Origin of the sequence: Streptomyces sp. NPDC006265 (assembly GCF_040613555.1) — a bacterium.
Lineage (GTDB): Bacteria > Actinomycetota > Actinomycetes > Streptomycetales > Streptomycetaceae > Streptomyces.
The window spans coordinates 1-4,438 of record NZ_JBEXSH010000778.1 but is presented as its reverse complement, the minus strand read 5'-3'; the positions used below and the strand labels follow the sequence as shown (position 1 = coordinate 4,438).

The window sequence follows — 4,438 nt, the reverse complement described above, 5'->3', positions numbered from 1 at the left end:
AATCCTGGCCTACCTGGCGTCCGGCGCGAGAGCGCAGCGCTGGCTGTCCGCCGTGTCCGCGGTGACCTCGCTCGGGGTCGGGATGGCCACCGTCTGAGTCACTCACGTCGCCGTCCTCACCGCGGCGTCAGAGGAAGCAGTGAGGCAGGGCGTTGCATGCCAGTGCCATACGGCCAGGCTACCGGCTGCCGCCGAACGTCACGACGAGCCGTCCGTCCGAGGCGAACGACCAGCGCAGGGCACCGGCGTAGGAGGAGCAGCGGGAGCCGTTCGAGCCGGACCAGAACTGGTTGGAGCTGTCGGTGTTGCCGATGATCCGGTCGTTCGAGCCGCTGTCGCAGGAGGTGTTGGAGCGGAACACCGACGTACTGCCGGAGTCGAAGTTGAAGTTGCGCTGCGCGTTGCCGACGCTGACGTTGTCCGAGATCTGCATCGGGCCGGTGTTGCTGTTGTAGGTGAAGCCGTGCTTGCCGTTGCCGTAGGCGATGCTGCGCCGGACGACGTGGCCGACGCCGATGTCCTCGCCGCCGAGCTTGTAGCCGTTGCGGTCGCCGTTGCCGGCCTGGGAGCCGTCGCTGAGAGTGCCGTTGCCGAAGGCGAGGGAGTCCTCGATGGTCACCGCGCCGATGGGGCCGGTGTCCGGCTTGGTGTAGAGGTCGTAGCCGTCGTCGATGTTGTGGTGGGACACGGTGTAGCGGAAGACGTTGCCGGGGCCGACGGTGAGCTTCGGTGCGAAGCCGTCCGCGTCCTCGCCGTCGGAGTCGGCGTTGTCGTGCGACTCGGCGCTGACGATGAGGTTGCGGGACGGCCACTGGTCCTTGGGCGTGCTGGACAGCGCCCGTGACAGCTGGAGCCCCGAGTCGCGGTTGAAGCGTGTCACCGTGCGCTCGATGACGTTGTCGCTGCCGCTGAGGAAGATGCCGTTGTCACCGGCCCGTTCGACGACGAGTCCCTTGACGTGCCAGTGGTTCGCGTTGACGGCGAGGCCGCGGTTGGCCGGGGCCTCGCTCTGGGCGGCGAAGTTAAGCACGGGCGTCTCGCCCGGGTAGGCGAACAGTTCCGTGCGGTCGCCGGATGTGCCGTTCCGGCCGGCCGGAATGGTGACGGTCTGGGAGTAGCGGTAGGTCCCGCCGCGTAGGTAGATGGTCCCGCCGGCCGTGACGCGGCTGATCGCGGAGGTGAGTGTCGTCGGGCTGGACTCCGTGCCGGCCGCGCCGTCGCTGCCGTTCGGCGACACGTACAGGACCGGTCCGGTGGGCTGCGGCTCGCTGCCGCCCGTCTCCACGTCGACGTAGTCGATGTTGGGCAGGCCGGCGGAGGCCGTCGGGTTCAGCCGGACGGTGTTGCTGCCGGACCGCAGCGGCACGGTGAGGGTCTTGGTCGCCCAGGTGCTCCAGGCGCCGGTGCCCTCGAAGGACGCCGTGCCGGCCGTCGAGCCGTTGACCACGAGGCCGGCGGCGCGCGCGGAGGCCGTGCCGTTGGCGAAGCGGATCTTCAGGGCCGCCGTGCCGGCGGCGGAGGCGTTCACGGTGAACTGGGCGTATCCGCCGGTGCCGTTGTCGCCGTTGCAGAAGCCGCTGCCGGAGAATCCGGCCCAGTCCGAGTCGATGGTGCCGGTGCAGACCGCGGGCGAGACCTCGGCCTCGTAGCGGGTGGTCGCCGCCTGGGCGGTGTGGCCGGACAGGGCGACGAGGCTGCCGGCCAGGAGGCCGACGGACGCGATCACTGGTCTCAGGTGCATCGTTCGTCTCCAAAGGGTGGTGACGGTGACGTGTGCGGAACCCGGCCGGGGGTAAGCGCTTTCTGCGTGTGCTTCGAGGGGAACGTAGAAGCTTGCCGTGGACGCGTCAATAGCTCTGTACATGATTGTCGTTCACGCTCATGAACAACCTCGGGTGCTGTCCCGCGCTCGCACCCCCTGCCGACGCCCCCCGGAACTTCGGCGGCTATCGTCCGCTCGTGAGCGAACTGTCGGCTGTGTACCCGCCGGAACCGACCGCCGGACGGCTGCTGGGATCGTGGCAGCCGGACGTCCCCGCCCTGTTGCTCGTCGCCGTGTTGGGCGGGCTCTACGGCTGGGGTGTGGTCCGGGTGCGCCGACGGGGCGGGTGCTGGCCGCCGGCGCGCATCGCCGCCTTCGTGCTGCTCGGGCTCGGCGCGATCGTCGTGACCACGATGTCCGGGCTGGCCGTCTACGACCGTGAACTGTTCTGGCCGGCCGCCGTGCAGAACGTCGGGCTCGACCTGCTCGCGCCGCTGGGCCTCGCCCTGGGTGACCCGCTGCGGCTCGCGGTGGCGGCACTGCCGGAGGGCGGCGCGGCCCGGGTACGGCGGACGCTGACCGGCCGGCTCGTCAGACTGCTGACGTTCCCTCTGGTCAGTACGGTCCTGGTGCTGGCCACCGAACTGACCGTCTACTTCACGCCGTACTTCGCCACCGCGCTGCGCGTGGGCTGGCTGCACGAGCTGATGTACCTGCATCTGCTGGTGGCCGGCTGCCTGTTCGTGCTGCCGGTGCTCACCCGCGAGCAGGCCCTGCCCGCCTGGTGCACCCACCCGGTCCGGGCGGCCCTGGTCTTCCTGGACGGGATCGTGGACGCGCTCCCGGGGCTGGTGGTCATGACGCACGGCACCCTGATCGCGGGCGCCTGGTACCTGCACCACGCGCCGCCCGGGTCCGACGTCCACCACGACCAGCAGCTCGGCGGCGGCGCCATGCTGGGCATCGCCGAACTGGTCGCGATCCCCTTCCTGCTGGCGGTCCTCGCGCAGTGGGCGCGGGCCGAGCGCGCCGGGACGGCCGTACTGGACCGGCGTCTCGACGGCGAACTCGCCCCCGCCGCCCCGGTCACCGCCGCGGACGGGGCCGCCGAACTGGTCCGGCCCTGGTGGGAGACCGAGGACGGCGAGGTGGCGGAGCGGGTGCGGCGGCAGCGGCCGGGTGCCTGACCCGGGGCTCTCCGGCGCCGGTCAGCGGCTGCCGTCCGCCGCCCTCGGGTCCGTGCTCGGGCGGACCGTCGACGGGACGGGCCGTACCGAGGTGGGTGTCGCCGTCGGGGCACGGGACGCGGCCGCCGGGCCGGTCGCCTCGTCGGTGACGGGGGTGCCCGGTGCGGATGTGCGGGGGCGGTCGGTGCCCGGGCGGGGCGTGCCCGGGACCGACGGGCGGGACTCGGACGGGGACGGCTCAGGGGTGGGGGACGCGGAGGGCGTGGGCGGCGCCGTCCTGGAGGCGGGCGGGGCCATCGGGATCGTCGGAGCCGTGGGGCGCTCGGGTGCCGTGTGGCGCAGGGGGACGGTGATGAGGAAGGCCGCGACGCAGCACAGGCCCGCCCCGGCCGCGGTGCGCAGCAGGCGGCGGCGGGTCGCCCGGCGGCGGATCGTCTCGTACTGGCCGGGGGACGCCCCCAGGTAGTCGGGGGAGGAGGGGCGCAGGATCACGGCGAGCGGGTCGCCGGGGCCGGGCTCCGGGCCGTCGTCGTCAAGGCGTGTGGTCAAGGCTTCTCCTCAGGTGGACGCGGAGCAGTTCCCGGGCCGCGTGCAGGTCGGCCTTGACGGTTCCTTCCTTGCGCCCGGTCAGTGCGGACACCTCCCGGATCGGCATGTCAGCGTAGTAGTGGAGGAGGATCGGCACGCGCAGTCGCTCGGGCAGCGACTGCACGAGCAGCCGCACCGACGGGTCGGCCTGTTCGGGGTGGGGGCGTGCGGCGGCCTCCGAGGTGACGCGGTGCATGGCCCGGCGCTCGCGCTCCATCTTGCGCCAGTGGTCCCGCACCAGGTTGGCCGCGGTGACGTAGAGGAACCCGCGCGGTTCCTCCACGGACGTCCAGCGGGCCCAGAGCCGGGTGAACGCCTCCGAGGCGATCTCGTGGGCCGTCCCGTCGTCGTCGACGAGCCGGCGGCACCAGCCGGCGAGGCGCGGGTAGAGGGCGGCGAACAGCTCGGACGCTGCCTTCTCGCGGGACAGTTTCAACGCTCTCCAGGGGTGGGGGACTTCGCACCGCTCAGCGCCGCGAACACGATCACGTTGTCCGCGTAGCCGTCGCCGCTCCGCGCTCCGCCGCACGTGATCAGCCGCAGTTCCGGGCGGTCCACGTTCCCGTAGACGTCGTCGGCCGGGAAGTCGGTTTTCGGGACGGTCCGCACCGCCGTGACGGCGAACTCCGCCGCCGTGCCGTTCTCCAGGCGCGCCACGATCCGGTCGCCCCGGTGCAGCCGGCCGAGCCGGCGGAAGACGCCGTCGCCGTACGGGCCGACCGTGACATGGCCGAGGATCACCGACGGGCCGGTGGCGCCGGGCGTCGGCGAGTGCCGGTACCAGCCCGCCCGGTCGTGGGCCGTGACCGACGGCACCTGCACCGTGCCGTCGGCCGCCAGGCCCAGCCGGCCGACCGGGGTGTCCCACCGGCGGACAGGTGCTGTGGGACGGCGTCGGCTC

At 72.6% G+C, this 4,438-nt stretch carries 5 protein-coding genes; 1 reads left to right on the top strand and 4 read right to left on the bottom strand.

Features of this window, described 5'->3' with window-relative positions; translation table 11 throughout:
• Nucleotides 1–178: 178 nt before the first annotated feature.
• Nucleotides 179–1,741, bottom strand: coding sequence for a carbohydrate-binding protein (locus tag ABZ281_RS39730; RefSeq protein WP_356662848.1), 1,563 nt, complete (start codon nt 1,739–1,741; stop codon nt 179–181).
• Nucleotides 1,742–1,959: 218 nt separating this feature from the next.
• Here ABZ281_RS39730 and ABZ281_RS39725 point away from each other — a divergent pair, with 218 nt between their 5' ends.
• Entirely contained in the window at nt 1,960–2,949 is a 990-nt protein-coding gene (locus tag ABZ281_RS39725; protein ID WP_356662847.1) for a cytochrome c oxidase assembly protein, read from the top strand.
• A 21-nt stretch (nt 2,950–2,970) separates the two neighbouring features.
• Here ABZ281_RS39725 and ABZ281_RS39720 read toward each other — a convergent pair whose 3' ends face one another.
• The 3 genes from ABZ281_RS39720 to ABZ281_RS39710 all read right to left on the bottom strand — a co-directional run.
• Entirely contained in the window at nt 2,971–3,498 is a 528-nt protein-coding gene (locus tag ABZ281_RS39720) for a hypothetical protein (protein ID WP_356662846.1), read from the bottom strand.
• The gene (locus tag ABZ281_RS39715) at nt 3,482–3,973 is read right to left on the bottom strand and encodes an RNA polymerase sigma factor (protein ID WP_356662845.1); all 492 of its coding nucleotides are present in this window, start codon (nt 3,971–3,973) and stop codon (nt 3,482–3,484) included. The genes ABZ281_RS39720 and ABZ281_RS39715 overlap by 17 nt, the downstream gene beginning before the upstream one ends.
• A partial coding sequence (locus ABZ281_RS39710) for a sortase (RefSeq protein ID WP_356662844.1) occupies nt 3,970–4,438 on the bottom strand: 469 nt, incomplete at its 5' end. The genes ABZ281_RS39715 and ABZ281_RS39710, both read right to left, overlap by 4 nt.

Excerpts from the sequence above, each read along its gene's own strand:
- ABZ281_RS39730 (WP_356662848.1), bottom strand. The coding sequence starts at position 1,741 with ATGCACCTGAGACCAGTGATCGCGTCCGTCGGCCTCCTGGCCGGCAGC.